A 15,785-nucleotide genomic window follows, 5' to 3' on the forward strand; every position below is an offset into this window, starting at 1 on the left:
AACCCGGATTCGAAGTGGATAAAGATCCACGGGGCCGGGCGGGAAAATGACTCCACCAGTGAAATGCGTATCAGGTTTTTAGGAGCGCAGTAATGCCTGACCTCTATCACTTCTTCCAACAGCTGGTTAATGGCATGACCATTGGCAGCACGTATGCCCTGATCGCCATCGGCTATACGATGGTCTACGGCATCATTGGAATGATCAACTTCGCCCACGGCGAGGTCTACATGATCGGCTCCTACGTGGCGTTCATCGCCATCGCCGGGCTGTCCATGATGGGACTCGACAGCGTTCCGCTGTTGATGACCGCCGCTTTTCTCGCAACCATCGTCGTGACCAGTGCCTACGGTTACAGCATCGAACGCGTCGCCTACCGCCCCTTGCGCGGCAGCAACCGTCTGATCCCGCTGATTTCCGCCATCGGTATGTCGATCTTCCTGCAGAACACGGTTCTGCTGGCGCAAGACTCCAAGGACAAATCCATCCCCAACCTGATCCCCGGCAACATTTCCATCGGGCCAGGTGGCGCACATGAAGTGCTGATTTCCTACATGCAAATCGTGGTGTTCGTGGTGACCCTGGTCGCCATGCTCGGCCTGACGCTGTTCATCTCCCGCTCTCGCCTGGGTCGCGCCTGCCGTGCCTGTGCCGAAGACATCAAGATGGCCAACCTGCTGGGCATCAACACCAACAACATCATCGCCCTGACCTTCGTCATCGGTGCTGCGCTGGCGGCCATCGCGGCCGTGCTGCTGAGCATGCAATACGGCGTGATCAACCCGAACGCCGGTTTCCTCGTCGGCCTCAAGGCCTTCACCGCCGCGGTACTGGGCGGGATCGGCAGCATCCCCGGCGCCATGCTCGGCGGGCTGGTGCTCGGTGTGGCGGAAGCCTTTGGTGCCGATATCTTCGGCGACCAGTACAAGGACGTCGTGGCGTTCGGCCTGCTGGTTCTGGTGCTGTTGTTCCGGCCAACCGGCCTGTTGGGTCGTCCGGAGGTTGAGAAAGTATGACTAGGAATCTTAAACAGGCGCTGTTCAGCGCCCTGCTGGTGTGGGCTGTGGCCTACCCGGTACTCGGTCTGAAGCTGACCATCGTCGGCATCAACCTCGAAGTGCATGGCACCAGTACCTCGACCTTGATCACCATTGCCGTCTGCTCGGTACTGATGTTCCTGCGCGTGTTGTTCGACCGGCAGATCGGCGCGGCTTGGAAATCCTCGCCGAACCTGCCCAAGATGCCGGCCAAGGCCAGCAGCTTCCTGACCCTGCCGACCACCCAGCGCTGGATCATCATTGCGTTGATTATCGGTGCGCTGGTCTGGCCGTTCTTCGGCTCTCGCGGCGCGGTGGATATCGCCACGCTGGTGCTGATCTACGTGATGCTGGGCCTGGGCCTGAACATCGTGGTCGGCCTGGCAGGCCTGCTCGACCTGGGTTACGTCGGCTTCTATGCCGTCGGCGCCTACAGTTATGCGCTGCTGTCGCATTACTACGGCCTGAGCTTCTGGATCTGCCTGCCGATCGCCGGACTGATGGCGGCCACCTTCGGCTTCCTGCTCGGTTTCCCGGTACTGCGTCTGCGCGGTGACTATCTGGCGATCGTGACGCTGGGCTTCGGTGAAATCATCCGTCTGTTCCTGCGTAACCTCACCGACATCACCGGCGGCCCGAACGGCATTAGTAACATTCCCAAGCCATCGCTTTTCGGATTGACCTTCGACAAGACGGCTGCAGAGGGGATGCAGACCTTTCACGAGTACTTCGGGCTGACCTACAACCCGGTGAACAAGGTGATCTTCCTTTACCTGATCGCGGTGTTGCTGTCGCTGTTCGCGCTGTTCGTCATCAACCGCTTGCTGCGCATGCCCCTGGGCCGTGCCTGGGAAGCGTTGCGCGAAGACGAGATCGCTTGCCGCGCGCTGGGTCTGAATCCGACGATCATCAAGCTCTCGGCGTTTACCCTGGGTGCCTGCTTCGCCGGTTTCGCCGGCAGTTTCTTCGCCGCCCGTCAGGGTCTGGTGACGCCGGAGTCCTTCACCTTCATCGAGTCGGCGACCATTCTCGCCATCGTGGTGCTGGGCGGCATGGGCTCGCAGCTGGGCGTGGTACTGGCCGCGGTCGTGATGATCCTGCTGCCGGAAATGATGCGTGAGTTCAGTGAGTACCGCATGCTGATGTTCGGCGCCCTGATGGTGCTGATGATGATCTGGCGACCTCAAGGTCTGCTGCCCATGCAACGTCCTCACATGGAGCTGCGCAAATGAGCCGCGAGATCCTGAAAGTCGAAAATCTGAGCATGCGCTTCGGCGGCCTGCTGGCGGTCAACGGCGTGGCCCTGACCGTGAAGGAAAAACAGGTGGTTGCACTGATCGGGCCGAACGGCGCGGGCAAGACCACCGTGTTCAACTGCCTGACTGGTTTCTACAAGCCGAGCGGCGGCAGCATCGTCCTCGACGGCGAGTCGATCGAAGGCCTGCCGGGCCACAAGATCGCCCTCAAAGGCGTTGTGCGTACCTTCCAGAACGTGCGGTTGTTCAAGGACATGACGGCGGTCGAGAACCTGTTGATCGCCCAGCACCGTCACCTGAACACCAATTTCCTGGCCGGTCTGTTCAAGACCCCGGCGTTTCGCAAAAGCGAGCGCGAGGCCATGGAATACGCCGAATACTGGCTGGAAAAGGTCAACCTCAAGGAGTTCGCCAACCGTCCGGCCGGCACTCTGGCCTACGGTCAGCAACGTCGTCTGGAAATTGCGCGCTGCATGATGACCCGTCCGCGGATCCTCATGCTCGACGAACCGGCCGCCGGTCTGAACCCGAAGGAAACCGAAGACCTCAAGGCGCTGATCAGCGTGCTGCGTGAAGAGCACAACGTGACGGTGCTGCTGATCGAGCACGACATGAAACTGGTCATGAGCATTTCCGACCACATCGTCGTGATCAACCAGGGCACGCCTCTGGCCAACGGCACGCCGGAACAGATCCGCGACAATCCTGAAGTGATCAAAGCCTACCTGGGGGAAGCGTAAATGCTGCAGTTCGAAAACGTTTCCACCTTCTACGGCAAGATCCAGGCCCTGCACAGCGTCAACGTCGAAGTCCGCCAGGGCGAGATCGTGACCCTGATCGGCGCCAACGGTGCCGGCAAGTCCACCCTGCTGATGACGCTGTGCGGTTCGCCGCAGGCGCACAGCGGCAGCATCCGCTACATGGGTGAGGAACTGGTCGGCCAGGAATCGTCGCAGATCATGCGCAAGAGCATCGCCGTGGTGCCGGAAGGCCGTCGGGTGTTTGCCCGCCTGACCGTCGAAGAGAACCTGTCCATGGGCGGATTCTTCACTGACAAGGGCGACTATCAGGAACAGATGGACAAGGTTCTCGGACTTTTCCCACGCCTGAAAGAACGCTTCAACCAGCGCGGCGGCACCATGTCCGGCGGCGAACAGCAAATGCTCGCCATCGGCCGGGCGCTGATGAGCAAGCCGAAATTGCTGCTGCTCGACGAACCGTCGCTGGGCCTGGCACCGATCATCATCCAGCAGATCTTCGACATCATCGAACAGCTGCGCAAGGACGGGGTGACGGTGTTCCTGGTCGAGCAGAACGCCAACCAGGCGCTGAAAATCGCTGACCGTGCCTACGTGCTGGAGAACGGCCGGGTGGTGATGCAAGGCACCGGTGAAGCGCTGCTGACCGACCCGAAAGTGCGCGAGGCGTACCTCGGCGGTTGATTGATCGCTTCAAACAAAAAAACGGCCTTCGGGCCGTTTTTTTACGTTTGGAAATTATTTCATCGATTGCTGTAACGCATCGCCAGGTCGTTTCTCTAGTGGGGTAAGCAAGCGCACATCGCTTGTTCCAACCCAAGTTGAAACCGGAGAAACATCATGACTGCTACCACCCGCACCCTGTCCGCCACCGCCCTGGTTCTGGCCCTTGGTTCTGCTCTGAGCATGGCCGCCGTTTCGACTGTCCAGGCTGCCGACAACACCAACATGGAAAAATGCTTCGGCGTGGCCATGAAAGGTCATAACGATTGCGCCGCCGGTGCCGGCACCACCTGCGCAGGCACGGCAAAAATGGATTACCAGGCCAACTCCTGGAAATTCGTTCCGAAAGGCACCTGCGCCACCACCGAAAGCAAAACCTCGCCGACCGGTTTCGGTCAGATGGAAGCCTTCAAGGCCAAGTCCTGATCCGGCGGCTGCCCGAGTGTTGATCGTGATCACTTCCTGCGACCATGCCTCCACCCGCACTCGGGCAGCCCTCCCCGGGCTCCCGCCCCGTGCCGGGCTGGGGCTCAAGACCGGGCACTTTCGTGAAGTGCTCGGTTCTTTACCGGACATCGGTTTCTTCGAAGTCCACGCCGAAAACTACATGGTGGCCGGCGGCCCGTTCCATCACTTTCTGGGTTTGATCCGCGAGGCGTATCCGCTGTCGCTGCATGGCGTCGGCTTGTCCATTGGTGCCGAAGGCCCGCTGGACATTCAACACCTCAAACGTCTGAGCACGCTGATCGAGCGTTATCAACCCCACTCCTTTTCCGAACACCTGGCCTGGTCGAGCCACGGCCCGGTGTTCCTCAATGATCTATTGCCCCTGGCTTACGACACGCCGACGCTGAATCGCGTCTGCGCTCACATCGACCAGGTGCAGAACACCCTCAAGCGCCCGATGTTGTTGGAAAACCCGGCGACATATCTGGCATTCCAGCGCTCGACGATCGACGAAGCGGATTTCATCCGTGAAGTCATCCGGCGCACTGGTTGCGGTTTGTTGCTGGACGTCAACAACGTCTACGTCTCGTGCATCAACCATCAACGCGATCCCCTGGCCTACCTCGACGCGCTGCCATTGCACGCCGTCGGCGAGATTCATCTCGCGGGTTTTGCCGAAGATTCCGACAGCCTCGGTGATCGCATGCTGATCGACGATCACGGCGCACCGATCGATCAGGCCGTCTGGTCGTTGTACCGGCAGGCGCTGGAGCGCGTCGGCCCGGTTGCGACGTTGATCGAGCGGGACAATCAGGTGCCGGCCTTCAACGTGCTGTTGGCCGAAGCACAACAAACCGATGAGCTTCTGCTTTGCGCAGGAGCTCAGCCATGACTACTCAAGCCACTTTCAGCGCAGCACTTCTCGATGTTGGCCTGCCCTGCCCCCACGGTTTGTACAGCACTAACGGGGCCGATCCGGCCAGTCGATTCGCGGTGTACCGCAACAACGTGCAGGGTTCGTTGAGCAACGCACTGGCCGACAGTTTTCCCGTGGTAATGCAGTTGGTGGGAGAGGAATTTTTCCGCGCCATGGCCGGAGTTTTCATTCAAAACCATCCACCACACAGTCCGTTGATGAGCGACTACGGCAGTGATCTGGCGGACTTCATCAGTGGATTCGAACCGGCGTCGAGCGTGCCTTACCTGGCCGATGTCGCGCGGCTGGAACGCTTGCGCACGCTGGCCTATCACGCTGCTGATGCATCACCGTCGAGCCAGGAACAGATTGCCGCTGCCTTCGCCGATCAAGAGGCGCTGAGCAGTCTGCAAATTGGTCTGCATCCTTCGCTGCATGTGCTCGATTCAGTCTTTGCCGTGGTGGATATCTGGGCCGCGCATCAGCACGACGCCACGCTGGCCGGGATCGATCTGAATCAGGCCCAACAGGCGTTGATCCTGCGCAACGGGTTGGAGGTCGAGGTGTTCGCCGTGGATCCCGGCGCCAGCCAGTTCATTCGCCAGCTCAAGGCCGGCCTGTCACTCACCCAGGCGCTGGAATCCGCAGAAGCCTTCGATCTCAGCCAGACCCTGGCCCTGTTGATCAGCCGCCAGGCCATCACCCATTTACATCACAAGGTTTAGCCATGAACAGCCTCGTTGCCAGCGCCATTGCACTGCTGGAAAAAATCCCACACAGCCTGATCGCTTTCATCGCACGTTTTTCCATCGCGGCGGTGTTCTGGAAATCCGGGCAGACCAAGGTCGAGGGGCTGGCCATCGACCTGATCGACGGCACCTTTCAGATCGGCTGGCCGCATCTGGCCGACTCGACGATTCCGCTGTTCCAGAGCGAATACCACGTGCCGCTGGTGTCACCGGAAATCGCCGCTCACATGGCAGCGTTCGCCGAACACTTTTTCCCGATCCTGATACTGATGGGTTTCGCCACGCGGTTTTCGGCGTTGGCATTGCTGGGCATGACGTTGGTCATCGAGTTGTTCGTGTACCCCGACGCCTACCCCACTCACGGCACCTGGGCGGCGGTTCTGCTGTACCTGATGAGCACCGGGCCGGGCAAACTGTCGATCGATCATTTGATCGCCCGGCGTTACCGCTGAAGCCGGTCCAGCGCCTCGCCGCTACGCTTGAACCAGCCGATCAGGTAGTCCGCGAGTACCTGGGTACGTTTCGGTAACCCGCCCTGATACGGGTGAACCAGATACATCGGCATGCGCCGGGTCTGAAAATCACGAAGGAGCCAGCGCAATCGGCCGTCAGCCAATTCCGCCTGCAACAAATAGGATGGCAAGCGGGCGATGCCGGCGCCCGCCAGGGCGGCTTTCTTCAACAGGTTGTAGTGATTGCTGGCGAATGGCCCCGAGACCCGCACCCGCAACAACTCGTGCTGCTGGTGGTACAGCCATTCCTCGCGACCGCTGTAGTGACTGTTGAGCAGACAACGGTGTTCGGCCAGTGCCTGCGGGGTCAGCGGCTCGCCGAAACGCTCCAGGTACGCCGGACTGGCACAGGTCATTTCCTGCCAGGCCAGCAAAGGCTTGGCCACCAGTCGCTCGTCATTGGCGACTTCGGTGCGAATCGCCAGATCGAAGCCATCGCGGGAGAGATCGCGGTAGCTGTTGTTCAACTCCAGCTCGATCTGTACTTCGGGGTATTTCTGGGAGAACTCCAGCAACAGTCCATCGAAGAACGTTTCCCCCAGCGACACCGGCACCGTCATACGCACCGGGCCGGCCATATCGTCCTTCAAGCGCGCCAATGCCTGACGTGCCCTTTCGACCTGGACTACAAGCGCCTGGGCCTGCGGCAACAACGCCGCACCGGCCGCCGTCAGGCTGAGCCGGCGCGTCGTACGTTGCAGCAACACCACGGAAAACCGCGTTTCCAGCTGACTGATGCGTTTGGACAACTGCCCCTTGCTGCACCCCAGTTGCTGCGCTGCCAAGGTAAAACTGCCCGCCTCGATCAACACCGCGAACGCCGCCAGATCATCCATCTCGCTCATGGATTGTTTCCATTTGAAAACCAAAGGTTGCCCATTAGCGCGCTTATCAACGAAAAAAACCACTCTAGACTGAAACCTCGTTCAATCACTTGAGGCAAGCACGATGAAAATTCTGTTGATCGGCGCAGGCGGCACCATCGGTTCGGCCGTGGACAAAGAACTGTCGCAGCGTCACGAAGTCATTCGCATCGGTCGCAGCAGCGGCGATTTCCAGGTAGATATCAGCGACAGCGCATCGATCCGCAAGCTGTTCGAACAGACCGGCAAGTTCGACGCCCTGGTCTGCGCCGCCGGCAACGTGACCTTCGCCCCGCTGGGCGAAATGAACGAAGACAGCTTCGCCCTCGGCCTCAAGGACAAACTGATGGGCCAGGTCAATTTGCTGCTGATCGGCCGCGAATTCGCCAACGACGGCGCGTCGTTCACCTTCACCACTGGCGTGCTCAGCCACGACCCGATCCGTAGCGGTGCTTCGGCAGCTCTGGTCAACGGCGCTCTGGACAGCTTCGTCCGTGCCGCCGCTATCGAACTGCCACGCGGCCTGCGCGTGAACTCGATCAGCCCGACCGTGCTGGTGGAAGCCATGGGCAGCTACGCCCCGTACTTCCGTGGCTACAAGCCGGTTCCTGCGGCGGACGTGGCATTGGCCTACGCCAAAAGTGTCGAAGGCTTGCAGACAGGTCAGACATTTCACGTGGGCTAAACCCTTGTGATGAACAGTCAGCCTGCGTAACGTGGCGGCACTTGTCTGGAGAGCCAAAGATGCGTGTTGCCCGTTCCCTGATCGTTGTTGCCCTGCTCCCTCTGTTTGCCGCGTGCCAGTTGTTCGATGGCGCGCGGGAAAGCGCCTCCCACGTCGGCCAGACGCGGATGCAAGGGCAACTGACCGCTGCCGACGGCAAACTGGTGTTCCAGGCCTGCGGCGAGCAACGCCAATACGTGGTCAACGACATCGGCGGCACCAGCGTCCTGCAAGAGGCCGCCACGCTGGCCGATCAACAGGGCAAGCTGTTCGCCGACGTGCGCGGAAAGATCGTCGGCGACCGTCTCGACCTGACCCAGTTGTACCGCGTCGAACGCTCGGGCACTGCTTGCGATGATCCGAACTTCAAGCAATTGATCCTGCGCGCCGCCGGCCATGGCCCGGAATGGAACGTCAAAGTCAGCGGCAAAGGCATGGTCATCGACCGCGAAGGCCAGCCACCGCTCGCCGTGCCCTACGTCGAAGAGCAACTGGGCGACGGCCGTTTCAACCTCAGCAGCGAAGCCAACAACCAGCGTATCGAGTTGTGGGTGGCGCCGCAGCGCTGTGTCGACAGCAGCACCGGCAGCGTGCAGCACATGAGCGCCGAGTTGCGGATCGACGGCAAGGTACAGCGCGGTTGCGGGTATTTCGGCGGATCGCGCAACGACTGATCGTTTTACCCTCACGGGATCCGGCCGTTGCGGCTTATAATCGCCGCCTTCAAACGCCCTGGCGCAGTTGTGCGCCCCGCGAACCGGATCCTGTCATGTTACGAATCACTGAACTCAAGCTGCCGATCGACCATCCCGACGAAGACCTGCGCCCCGCCATCGTGCAGCGCCTGGGCATCGCCAGCGATGACCTGCTCGATTTCACCTTGTTCAAGCGCAGCTACGATGCGCGCAAAAAGTCCTCCGAACTGTGCTTCATCTACACCATCGACCTCGAGGTGCGCGACGAGGCCAAGGTGCTGGGCAAGTTCGCCGATGACCGCAACGTCAACGTGGCGCCGGATGTCAGCTACAAATTCGTCGGCCAGGCGCCGAGCGACCTGAGTCAGCGTCCTATCGTGGTCGGTTTCGGCCCGTGCGGGATCTTCGCCGGGCTGCTGCTGGCCCAGATGGGCTTCAAGCCGATCATCCTCGAACGCGGCACCGAAGTGCGCCAGCGCACCAAGGACACCTGGGGCCTGTGGCGCAAAAGTGTGCTCAACCCCGAGTCCAACGTGCAGTTCGGCGAAGGCGGCGCGGGCACGTTCTCCGACGGCAAGCTGTACAGCCAGATCAAGGATCCGAAATTCCTCGGCCGCAAAGTCCTGCACGAGTTCGTCAAGGCCGGCGCGCCGGAAGAAATCCTCTACGTCAGCAAACCGCACATCGGTACGTTCCGTCTGACCGGCATGGTCGAAACCATGCGTGAAGAGATCCGTGCACTGGGCGGTGAAGTGCGCTTCCAGGAACGCGTCACCGACGTGCTGATAGAAGACGGCCAACTGGTCGGCGTCGAACTGGCCAGCGGCGAAACCCTGCATTCGAAACACGTGGTCCTGGCCCTAGGCCACAGTGCCCGCGATACGTTCCGCATGCTGCACAGCCGTGGCGTGTTCATGGAAGCCAAGCCGTTCTCGGTGGGTTTCCGGATCGAGCACCCGCAATCGCTGATCGACCGTGCGCGACTGGGCAAATACGCTGGTCACCCGAAACTCGGCGCTGCCGACTACAAACTGGTGCACCACGCCAAGAACGGCCGTTCGGTCTACAGCTTCTGCATGTGCCCGGGCGGCACCGTGGTGGCGGCGACTTCCGAGCCGAATCGCGTGGTCACCAACGGCATGAGCCAGTACTCGCGTAACGAGCGCAACGCCAACTCCGGCATCGTCGTCGGCATCACCCCGGAAGTCGATTATCCGGGCGGCCCGCTGGCCGGGATCGAGTTGCAGGAACGTCTGGAGTCCCACGCCTTCATCCTCGGCGGCAGCGACTACAAGGCGCCGGCACAACTGGTCGGCGACTTCATCAACGACATTCCTTCGACCGAACTGGGCGAAGTCGAGCCGTCGTACAAACCAGGTGTAGCGCTGGGCGATCTGGCCCTGGCCTTGCCGGATTTCGCCATCGAAGCGATCCGCGAAGCACTGCCGGCGTTCGAGAAGCAGATTCGCGGTTATTCGCTGCACGATGCAGTGCTGACCGGGATCGAGACGCGCACCTCGTCGCCGCTGCGCATCACTCGAGATGAAACGCTGCAGAGCATGAATGTCAAAGGTCTGTTCCCGGCCGGTGAAGGCGCGGGTTATGCGGGCGGGATTCTGTCGGCGGGTGTTGACGGGATTCGTATCGCGGAAGCTGTCGCACGCGACATCCTGGGCCTGGAAGCCTGATCCGCACGACCTGAAACACTGCAAAAACTGTGGGAGCTGGCTTGCCAGCGATGACGGACTCAGATTCACAATTAATGTTGACTGACACTCCGCTATCGCTGGCAAGCCAGCTCCCACATTGGTTACCGGTAACTCAGATATTTGCGCGTAACACTGAAGCCGGCAGAGCTTCACCTTTCTCGGCACTCGCCGCCACAGCCGCCATCAATCCATCCAGCTCATAGCCCTGCGCCTTGAGCCACGCCTGATCGTAATACGTGTCCGCATAGCGCTCGCCGCCATCGCACAGAATCGCCACGATCGACCCCGACTCCCCCGCCGCTTTCATCTGCTGCGCCGCCATCAGCGCACCGATCAGGTTGGTCCCGCTCGACCCACCGACATGACGCCCCAGACGTTGCGCCAGGTAATGCATGGCCGCCAGCGACAACGCATCCGGCACCTTGACCATCGCATCGATCACCTTCGGCAGGAACGACGCCTCTACCCGTGGTCGGCCGATGCCTTCGATTCGCGAACCGTGGTCCAGACGCAGGCTGGCGTCGCCGGTCTGGTAAAAGTCAAAGAACACCGAACGCTCGGCATCGGCGCACAGCACGCGGGTGCAGTGCTGGCGATAGCGCACGTAACGGCCGAGCGTCGCGGTGGTGCCGCCGGTGCCGGGGCTGGAAATCAGCCAGGCCGGGCACGGGTGCTGCTCGTAGCGCATCTGCTGGAAAATCGACTCGGCGATGTTGTTGTTCGCCCGCCAGTCGGTGGCGCGTTCGGCGTAGGTGAACTGGTCGATGAAGTGCCCGTCGTGTTCGCGAGCCAGACGTTCGGATTCGGCGTAGATCTGCGTCGGATCGTCCACCAGATGGCTCTTGCCGCCATAGAAGGCGATCTGGGCAATCTTCTCCTTGGACGTGGTCGCCGGCATCACCGCAATGAACGGCAGCCCGAGCATCCGCGCAAAATACGCTTCGGAAATCGCCGTCGAACCGCTGGACGCCTCGATCACCGGCGCGCCAGGCTTGAGCCAGCCGTTACACAAGGCGTAGAGGAACAGCGAACGGGCCAGACGGTGCTTGAGGCTGCCGGTGGGATGGCTGGACTCGTCCTTGAAATACAACTCGATGCCCGGAAAACCCGGCAGCGGCAAGGGGATCAGGTGGGTGTCGGCGCTGCGCTGGAAGTCAGCTTCGATGATCCGGATGGCTTCGCGGGCCCACTGTCGGTTGTCGCTCATGGCTGTTGATCTCGTTGAATCGGGCAGAAGTGCCTTCACAGGCTCAGCCCTCAAGCTTAGGAAAAAACCTACGGCACTGACAGATACAGCTGAGCTTCAATACCTTTGGCAACTGCTAGGCTCTGCTGCACGTCGACTTGACGCTCTGTAACCACATATAACAAAAAAGAATATAACTTTTGTTTTAACAACTAACGGTACGGGTTAGGGTGTCCCACCTTTTGACTTAATCGATGGAGAGCGACCTTGCCTCTGCGTAGCACTTTCACGCGTTTCTTTCAGTTGGAAGCTGCCAGCGGTCTGTTACTGATCGCCGCGGCCATCCTGGCTTTAATCATCAACAACTCGCCGCTGTCGTGGTTGTACAACGGCCTGCTCGACACCCCCGTGGTGGCGCAGATCGGCGCGTTGAAGATCGCCAAACCCTTGCTGCTGTGGATCAACGACGGCCTGATGGCGCTGTTCTTCCTGCTGATCGGCCTGGAAGTGAAACGCGAAGTACTCGACGGTCAGCTGTCGAAACCTTCGCAGATCGTCCTGCCCGGTGCAGCAGCGATCGGCGGCATGCTGGTGCCGGCGCTGATCTACTGGTTCCTCAACCGTGACAACCCGGCAGCCCTCGATGGCTGGGCGATTCCGACCGCCACTGACATCGCCTTCGCCCTCGGCGTGCTGGCCTTGCTCGGCAAACGAGTGCCGGTGTCGCTGAAGCTGTTCCTGATGACTCTCGCGATCATCGACGACCTCGGGGCCATCGTGATCATTGCGATCTTCTACTCCGGTGAGCTGTCGACCCTGTCGTTGGGCCTGGCGGCCGCGTGCATCGCGGCGCTGGTGGCGATGAACCGGCTCGGGGTAGTCAAGCTCGGGCCGTACATGATCATTGGTCTGATCCTGTGGGTCTGCGTCCTCAAGAGCGGTGTCCATGCGACGCTGGCCGGCGTGACCCTGGCGTTCTGCATCCCGCTGCGGACGAAAAACGCCGAGCCTTCACCGCTGCTGACCCTGGAACACGCGCTGCACCCGTGGGTGGCCTACGGCATCCTGCCGCTGTTCGCCTTCGCCAACGCTGGTCTATCGCTGACCGGCGTGACCGCCGAAAGCTTCACCCACCACGTCCCGATGGGCATCGCCGTCGGCCTGCTGCTGGGCAAGACCGTCGGCGTGTTCGGCCTGACCTGGCTCTCGGTCAAGACCGGCATCGCCGCCCTGCCCCAGAACGCCAATTGGGGCCAGGTGCTGGGCGTGGCGATCCTCTGCGGGATCGGCTTCACCATGAGCCTGTTTGTAGGCTCCCTAGCTTTCGTGCCGGGTGCCAGTGAATACGCCGGGATGGACCGGATGGGCATTCTCACCGGCTCGGTGTTCGCTGCATTGATCGGTTATGCGGTGACCTTGGCGGCGAGCAGAAAGAACACCGCGCTGCCTTCCTGATACTTCAGGATCGCCGTAGCGAACAATCCCCACGTCTTTAGAGACGCGTCCTACAGCCACGATTTTCCTGCTTCGTTAACGTCGTGCAGCCCCTTTCGAGGGGCTGCCGATGCATGAACGAAAGGACAATCAGTGGCTGGTCAAAAGGACATTCCCCGGGTTCCCAACCCACCGGCAGGCGACGGCCATCACGTCACCTACCGCTACTTGACGGCCACCGAACTGGCCGATCAGCAAGAGCGACAAGACAAATACGACGCCATGCTGGCGAGACAGGACGCCTTCGAGCGCAACCGTGAGGTCGCGGCGAACAAGCCTGAGCCGGTGCGTGCTGGCTGCGTGTTCGCCAAGTCCTGCAAGTTGCCGGACGCGATCATCGATTACTCGAATTCTTCGGGGATGGTGCCGACTGACAGCCTGAAAGATTACGGCGAGGTCGTCTGGCTCGGTGCTCGTGAAGTTGACGAAGCAGGCCTGCTGAATCTTGAAACCATCAGCGGCAGCACGGTCTCACTCGAAATCGGCAGACTTGCACTCCGGGCACCGACACTCGCGCTTCCAACGATCACGGCACTCGGGGCGGGCGGAGCTGCCTTACTCTCGGGCCTGGTCGCTGCGTTATGGACGCCAACCCTCGGCGACAGCGCCCTCTACACCGAAGACCAGTTGCGCGCCCTCAAACAGGCCCGCACCCGCGTGCGCTTGCACGTTGAACAACAGGCCGATGGCAGCCTCAAGGGTTACGGCTTCTACACCGGCAAGAACCGCGACTGGGAAATGGTCGATGTCGCGCAGTTCACCGCACGCGGTAACCGGTTTATCGCAGACCTCGGCGAAGGCATCGAACTGATCTGGACGCCCGCCGTGGACGGCTCCGATATCCTCGGCATCCCCGCGCTGGAAGCCGCTCCGCAAGCACCGCATATCTGGGTGTACCCACCGACGAAAGCGGCGGACGGGATTCTGGTGAATCCGATTTATCCGCCGGAGTATCGGGATTTCATATTGGTGTTTCCGGCGGGCTCGGGAGTAAAACCGTTATACATCGTCGTCAATGCTCGTGGAGACATCAAATATCATCCCGCCCCAACATCACTGTCAGCATTTCCTGATGTCAAATCTGCACCAATGAAAACGTCGGTTCGAGGTGGAGGGAAAAAGCGCAGACGATGGAAAGATGCTTCTGGAAAAATTTATGAGTGGGACTCTCAGCATGGCAAAGTCGAGATGTATACCAAGCAAGGAAAGCACCTAGGAGAGTACGACCCTGAAACAGGCGAACAGACAAAACCTGCCGATCCCACAAGGAGCGTAGAGAAATGATTCATGTAGTTGAAGTCTTTGATCAGAAAACCGAAGACCTGCTCTTCAGCGTCAAGATTGCTGCATGCCATACAGAAGCGTTGAAGGTACTGATGAACTGGCAACATCCGGAAGACGAATTCGATGGTTGCGACCTGTCTGAAGACCAGATCAAAATTCTGGAAGAATGGACCGGGGAAAAACTCTCAGGAGCAAATCGTATAATTCAACTGGTATGTACCGAATGACTTTTCGCCATGCGGAACTGAAATACGTCATCGAAGCCTTTGATAAAAAAACAGAGTTGCTCGCATTTGAGGAGCAATTGCCTGAAGGATGCGATGAGAAGATCGCTGCCATCATGGGATGGACAGCAGAACAGCAAGGTTGGGAAGGCTACGACCTGACCAGTGATCAGCTCGCAGCGTTGGAGAAACTATTGGAAAAAAATGTTTCTGATCCCGCCTATCTCTTTCAGTTGAGCTGCAACACCTATTAAGAAGTAATGTGCCAATACAGTCTTTAAAAACAAAACCCCGACCAGTCACCTGATCGGGGTTTTCCTTTACCGCTCGTTCCCGCTTAATGCGAAACGCGGCTGGTCCCGCCAACAGTCGAAATCCGTACGCGCTCACCGACGCGGAACACTTCATTCTCCTGCACTTGCTGCACGTAGGCGCGCATGCTGCCGTCGTCTTCACGCACGGTGATTTCAACGCCTTGGGTACGGGTCAGGCCTTCTTCAGTGGCGGAACCGATCAGGCCACCGGCCACGGCACCGATAACGGCTGCAACGATGCTGCCTTTACCGCCGCCGATGGCGCTGCCGCCGACACCGCCGACCACTGCACCGGCAGCGCCGCCGATCGGGGTCTTGGTGCCTTCGATTTTCACCGGACGCAGGGATTCGATGGTGCCCATGCGAATCGTCTGCACGCGACGCGCTTCGTCACGGGAGTAGGAGTCACCGGTCAGGCTCGATTGGCAGCCGGTAAGCAACATCGCCATCGTGGAAAAGGAAGCAACCAGCAGAACAGACTTACGCATAGGATCAACTCCAAAGGACAGGTATTCATTAAACTCCGCAGCTTGACGCCTGTCACGGCGTCGCCCGGATAAGTTTGGTTTCATTCAGGCCCGGTACAGGGCCTCCGCGAATTCACCCAACAGTAGCGCCAAAATACAAAGCTTGCGCCGCAGACCCAAGGATTTTCATGGATTACTTCATCATTGTCGTCACGACCGTCGCCGGTTTGTACTTCCACTGGTGGCTGTACGTGCGGATCAAACGCTGGATGGATCGCGATCTGGCGCTGTCGCTGGCCGGCAAGGATGAAGGCAAACGCGCCTACATGCTGGAGCGGCTGGCGCAGGCCCAGGCGCAGAAGATCAAGCGTCGGGACCTGCCGAAATGGCTCGAGGCCACTGCGGCAGGCTATCCCGCTCGGTAGAC

Annotated in this window: 19 protein-coding genes; 16 read left to right on the forward strand and 3 right to left on the reverse strand. The window is 60.1% G+C overall.

Annotation, left to right across the window (positions count from 1 at the left end):
* The first annotated feature begins 92 nt into the window (after positions 1-92).
* The 8 genes from livH to JJN09_RS01105 all read left to right on the forward strand — a co-directional run bounded on the left by livH (position 93) and on the right by JJN09_RS01105 (position 6,338).
* On the forward strand, positions 93-1,016 hold the full coding sequence (gene livH / locus JJN09_RS01070; protein WP_249485093.1) for a high-affinity branched-chain amino acid ABC transporter permease LivH: 924 nt from the start codon (positions 93-95) through the stop codon (positions 1,014-1,016).
* Complete coding sequence (locus tag JJN09_RS01075) at positions 1,013-2,269, forward strand: high-affinity branched-chain amino acid ABC transporter permease LivM (protein ID WP_249485094.1); 1,257 nt, start codon at positions 1,013-1,015, stop codon at positions 2,267-2,269. Before livH ends, JJN09_RS01075 begins: the two co-directional genes overlap by 4 nt.
* Entirely contained in the window at positions 2,266-3,033 is a 768-nt protein-coding gene (gene livG, locus JJN09_RS01080; RefSeq protein WP_249485095.1) for a high-affinity branched-chain amino acid ABC transporter ATP-binding protein LivG, read from the forward strand. Before JJN09_RS01075 ends, livG begins: the two co-directional genes overlap by 4 nt.
* Positions 3,034-3,735 carry an ABC transporter ATP-binding protein gene (locus tag JJN09_RS01085; protein WP_096819507.1) on the forward strand — a complete coding sequence of 234 codons (702 nt, stop codon included), beginning with the start codon at positions 3,034-3,036 and terminating at the stop codon, positions 3,733-3,735.
* 156 nt (positions 3,736-3,891) lie between these two features.
* Positions 3,892-4,200, forward strand: a complete 309-nt coding sequence (locus JJN09_RS01090) for a DUF2282 domain-containing protein (RefSeq protein WP_096819509.1) — start codon at positions 3,892-3,894, stop codon at positions 4,198-4,200.
* 25 nt (positions 4,201-4,225) lie between these two features.
* A complete protein-coding gene (locus JJN09_RS01095) occupies positions 4,226-5,113 on the forward strand; it encodes a DUF692 domain-containing protein (RefSeq protein WP_249485096.1) in 888 nt (295 codons plus the stop codon).
* Positions 5,110-5,862, forward strand: coding sequence for a DUF2063 domain-containing protein (locus JJN09_RS01100; RefSeq protein ID WP_249485097.1), 753 nt, complete (start codon positions 5,110-5,112; stop codon positions 5,860-5,862). The genes JJN09_RS01095 and JJN09_RS01100 overlap by 4 nt, the downstream gene beginning before the upstream one ends.
* A gap of 2 nt (positions 5,863-5,864) precedes the next feature.
* A complete protein-coding gene (locus JJN09_RS01105) occupies positions 5,865-6,338 on the forward strand; it encodes a DoxX family protein (protein WP_249485098.1) in 474 nt (157 codons plus the stop codon).
* On the opposite strand, the gene JJN09_RS01110 is transcribed toward JJN09_RS01105, so the two are convergent.
* Entirely contained in the window at positions 6,329-7,243 is a 915-nt protein-coding gene (locus tag JJN09_RS01110) for a LysR family transcriptional regulator (RefSeq protein WP_249485099.1), read from the reverse strand. The two genes, JJN09_RS01105 and JJN09_RS01110, sit on opposite strands and share 10 nt — an antisense overlap.
* Before the next feature lie 103 nt (positions 7,244-7,346).
* On the opposite strand from JJN09_RS01110, the gene JJN09_RS01115 reads away from it, so the two are divergent.
* The 3 genes from JJN09_RS01115 (at position 7,347) to JJN09_RS01125 (ending at position 10,368) form a co-directional block, all read left to right on the forward strand.
* Positions 7,347-7,946, forward strand: coding sequence for a short chain dehydrogenase (locus JJN09_RS01115; protein WP_192559958.1), 600 nt, complete (start codon positions 7,347-7,349; stop codon positions 7,944-7,946).
* A 59-nt stretch (positions 7,947-8,005) separates the two neighbouring features.
* Complete coding sequence (locus tag JJN09_RS01120) at positions 8,006-8,659, forward strand: COG3650 family protein (RefSeq protein WP_249485100.1); 654 nt, start codon at positions 8,006-8,008, stop codon at positions 8,657-8,659.
* 95 nt (positions 8,660-8,754) lie between these two features.
* On the forward strand, positions 8,755-10,368 hold the full coding sequence (locus JJN09_RS01125; protein ID WP_249485101.1) for an NAD(P)/FAD-dependent oxidoreductase: 1,614 nt from the start codon (positions 8,755-8,757) through the stop codon (positions 10,366-10,368).
* Between the two features lie 133 nt (positions 10,369-10,501).
* Here the strand turns inward: JJN09_RS01125 and JJN09_RS01130 are convergent, their stop codons facing one another.
* Positions 10,502-11,596, reverse strand: a complete 1,095-nt coding sequence (locus tag JJN09_RS01130) for a PLP-dependent cysteine synthase family protein (protein ID WP_096819518.1) — start codon at positions 11,594-11,596, stop codon at positions 10,502-10,504.
* Between the two features lie 246 nt (positions 11,597-11,842).
* On the opposite strand from JJN09_RS01130, the gene nhaA reads away from it, so the two are divergent.
* From nhaA to JJN09_RS01150, 4 genes are all read left to right on the forward strand, one after another.
* Positions 11,843-13,030, forward strand: a complete 1,188-nt coding sequence (nhaA, locus tag JJN09_RS01135; RefSeq protein ID WP_249485102.1) for a Na+/H+ antiporter NhaA — start codon at positions 11,843-11,845, stop codon at positions 13,028-13,030.
* A gap of 132 nt (positions 13,031-13,162) precedes the next feature.
* Positions 13,163-14,353: a colicin E3/pyocin S6 family cytotoxin gene (locus tag JJN09_RS01140; protein ID WP_249485103.1), complete on the forward strand. Its 1,191-nt coding sequence runs from the start codon at positions 13,163-13,165 to the stop codon at positions 14,351-14,353.
* On the forward strand, positions 14,350-14,580 hold the full coding sequence (locus tag JJN09_RS01145; RefSeq protein WP_249485104.1) for a hypothetical protein: 231 nt from the start codon (positions 14,350-14,352) through the stop codon (positions 14,578-14,580). Before JJN09_RS01140 ends, JJN09_RS01145 begins: the two co-directional genes overlap by 4 nt.
* 17 nt (positions 14,581-14,597) lie before the next feature.
* Entirely contained in the window at positions 14,598-14,831 is a 234-nt protein-coding gene (locus tag JJN09_RS01150; RefSeq protein ID WP_249490877.1) for a hypothetical protein, read from the forward strand.
* A gap of 83 nt (positions 14,832-14,914) precedes the next feature.
* On the opposite strand, the gene JJN09_RS01155 is transcribed toward JJN09_RS01150, so the two are convergent.
* Positions 14,915-15,379 (reverse strand): glycine zipper 2TM domain-containing protein, encoded by a 465-nt coding sequence (locus tag JJN09_RS01155; RefSeq protein WP_007969461.1) that lies wholly within the window; start codon positions 15,377-15,379, stop codon positions 14,915-14,917.
* 167 nt (positions 15,380-15,546) lie between these two features.
* Between JJN09_RS01155 and JJN09_RS01160 the strand changes: the two genes are divergently transcribed.
* The gene (locus JJN09_RS01160) at positions 15,547-15,783 is read left to right on the forward strand and encodes a hypothetical protein (RefSeq protein ID WP_249485105.1); all 237 of its coding nucleotides are present in this window, start codon (positions 15,547-15,549) and stop codon (positions 15,781-15,783) included.
* Positions 15,784-15,785: the final 2 nt, after the last annotated feature.

Source organism: Pseudomonas sp. HS6 (assembly GCF_023375815.1).
Lineage (GTDB): Bacteria > Pseudomonadota > Gammaproteobacteria > Pseudomonadales > Pseudomonadaceae > Aquipseudomonas.